Source organism: Actinophytocola sp., from assembly GCF_035712165.1.
Classification (GTDB): Bacteria; Actinomycetota; Actinomycetes; order Mycobacteriales; family Pseudonocardiaceae; genus DASYTH01.
The window spans coordinates 1-2,292 of sequence record NZ_DASTBH010000554.1; the positions used below are offsets into that span (position 1 = coordinate 1).

At 70.2% G+C, this 2,292-nt stretch carries 4 protein-coding genes and 1 pseudogene; 3 read left to right on the forward strand and 2 right to left on the reverse strand.

Going from position 1 to position 2,292, the window contains the following annotated elements; all coding sequences use genetic code 11:
* The 3 genes and pseudogenes from VFO68_RS31335 to VFO68_RS31345 all read left to right on the forward strand — a co-directional run.
* Positions 1–144, forward strand: a pseudogene (locus VFO68_RS31335) (class II fructose-bisphosphate aldolase); the annotation flags it as partial.
* On the forward strand, positions 144–548 hold the full coding sequence (locus VFO68_RS31340) for a DUF3151 domain-containing protein (RefSeq protein ID WP_325162033.1): 405 nt from the start codon (positions 144–146) through the stop codon (positions 546–548). The pseudogene VFO68_RS31335 and the gene VFO68_RS31340, both read left to right, overlap by 1 nt.
* Before the next feature lie 2 nt (positions 549–550).
* Positions 551–991: a hypothetical protein gene (locus VFO68_RS31345; protein ID WP_325162034.1), complete on the forward strand. Its 441-nt coding sequence runs from the start codon at positions 551–553 to the stop codon at positions 989–991.
* Between the two features lie 51 nt (positions 992–1,042).
* On the opposite strand, the gene VFO68_RS31350 is transcribed toward VFO68_RS31345, so the two are convergent.
* Positions 1,043–1,669 (reverse strand): HNH endonuclease family protein, encoded by a 627-nt coding sequence (locus VFO68_RS31350; RefSeq protein ID WP_414635609.1) that lies wholly within the window; start codon positions 1,667–1,669, stop codon positions 1,043–1,045.
* Positions 1,670–1,758: 89 nt separating this feature from the next.
* A partial coding sequence (locus VFO68_RS31355; RefSeq protein WP_325162035.1) for a hypothetical protein occupies positions 1,759–2,292 on the reverse strand: 534 nt, incomplete at its 5' end.

Genomic DNA, 2,292 nt, shown 5'->3' on the forward strand with positions numbered 1-2,292 from the left:
GTGCTGAAGATCGACGGCGAGGTCGGCAACAAGAAGACCTACGACCCGCGCAGCTACGGCAAGATCGCCGAGCAGGCGATGGCCGTGCGGATCACCCAGGCCTGCGACGACCTGCGCTCCGCCGGCCGAATGCTGGCCGGCTGATGGCCAACCTACTGGGACCGGAGCCCACCCGGCTGCCGGAGCGCACCGAGCCGCAGGCGGCGATCGAGTCCGGCGCCGACCCGGCCGAGGTGGTGACCCGCTGGCCGGACTTCAGCGAGGGCTGGGCGGCGCTCGCCGAACGGGCGCTGGCCGGCGGTGACGCGGTGGCCGGCTACGCCTACGCCCGCACCGGCTACCACCGTGGTCTTGACCAGCTGCGCCGGGCCGGGTGGAAGGGCCACGGTCCGGTTCCCTGGTCGCACCGGCCGAACCGGGGCTTCCTGCGGGCGCTGGCCGCGCTGGCCAGCGCCGCGCAGGCGATCGGCGAGACCGAGGAGCACGAGCGCTGCACGCAGTTCCTCGACGACTCCGACCCGACGGCCGCGGCGGCGATCACGGCATAGCGGTGGTAATCGACACCTCCGGCACCTGGTGGACCGGCGAGAGCTTCGAAGATCTGGCCGAGTACCTGCGTGAACTCGGCGTTGCGGGCCATGCGGTCGACGAGGTGCGCGAGTGTCGCTGCGCGCAGTGCGACGGCCTGGTGTTCGGGCTCCGGGCCGACCGGGTGGAAGGGGGTGCGCGGCGCACGTGCAGAGCCTGCGGCCTCAAGCAGTTCATCGCCGACACCGACGAGCACTGGGCGGACTGCACGCCGAAAACGTGGAAGTGCGGCTGCGGTTGCAAGGACGCGAACCTGGCCGTCGGCTTCTCGCTTCGCGATGATGGCGGTGACGTGCGGTGGATCGCGGTCGGTGAGCGCTGCGTGAACTGCGGCGTTCTGAGTTCCTTCGTCGACTGGAAGATCAGTTACAGACCGAGCCGGCATCTGCTCGATCAGATCTGACCGCCGGGGAAGGAAAGCAATGTGACACTGCTTTCCTTCCCGTGTCGGTGATCAGCAGCGGTTGAGCATGTCGGTGAGCGCCGACTTCTCCGCGCTGTTCACGGTCAGCGTCCACCGGTACTTGGTGTGCACCCACATCCGGGCGTAGGTGCACCAGTACGTGGTGCGCGGCGGCTTCCAGGTGGCCGGCGACTGGTCGCCCTTGGACTGGTTGACGTTGTCGGTGACCGCGATCAGCTGCGGGCCGGTCAGGTCGTTGGCGAACTGCTGGCGCCGGGACGTGGTCCAGGACGACGCCCCGGTGCGCCATGCGTTGGCCAGCGGCACGATGTGGTCGATGTCCACATCGGACGCCGCGGTCCAGGTGCTTCCGTCGTACGGGCTGAACCAGCTACCGGACACCGCGGCGCAGCTGGAGTTGGTCACCACGTTGCTGCCGTCCCGCTTGAGCACGGTCTCCCGGGTGTTGCAGGCGCCGGACACCGTGCTCCAGTGCGGGAACAGGTCCCGGGAGTAACCGGAGCTGGACCCGTCCGCCGCCACCCGCAACGCGGCCAGCTCGGTGCGGGCGGTGGCGGCACTGGGAATGCCGGGCGGGGTCGCGCTCGCGGTCCCGGCCAGGCCGATGATCAGTAATAACGACGCCAGAAGGGCGCACAGATTTCGCAGGGAAAACAAGGTTGCCTCCGTGTGCAGGGGTCACGTTGACAACACCGAATCTGTCCCACCGCAGGTGAACGGGTCAATATCCCTGTGGTTAACAGCTTTCACACTGGGCAGGCCGGCCGGCTGACCGGATCCGGCCAGTAGCCGAACGCCGGCGCCACGGGGCTGCGCACCGCCGCCGAGCAGCCCCGCGCCCGGACCGTCGCGGACGGGTAGCCCACCCCGGGGTGCAGCCCGGAGCTGTTCCGCAGCTGGATCATCGGTTCGTTGAAGTACACCGTGGGGCGGTCGCCCTTGGGCCGCACGCAGCCGGCCGGCACGAACGCCCACACGCCGTAGTCCGCCCCCGGCCGGGGTGCGCTGACCAGCGCCACCGAGCCGTCCGGGGTGACGTACCGGTAGCTGACCTTGCCCAGGTCCAGCCCGGTCACCCGCTGGCCCGGATCGATCTGGTCCGGCCCGTCGGCCCGGCGCTGGTAGTTCAGCGACGGCACGCAGTCCGGCGTCGCGACCAGGGCGACCCCGGTGCCGAACACCACCCGCCGCCAGCGGCCGTCCACCTGCCGCAGCGAGTGGAACGGCGCGTTGATCGCACCCACCCAGTCCCGCCACCGGTCGGTGTCGGTGCCGCACGC

What these genes read in the sequence shown, in the direction of transcription:
- VFO68_RS31340 (WP_325162033.1), top strand. Translation starts at nt 144, where the DNA reads ATGGCCAACCTACTGGGACCGGAGCCCACCCGGCTGCCGGAGCGCACC.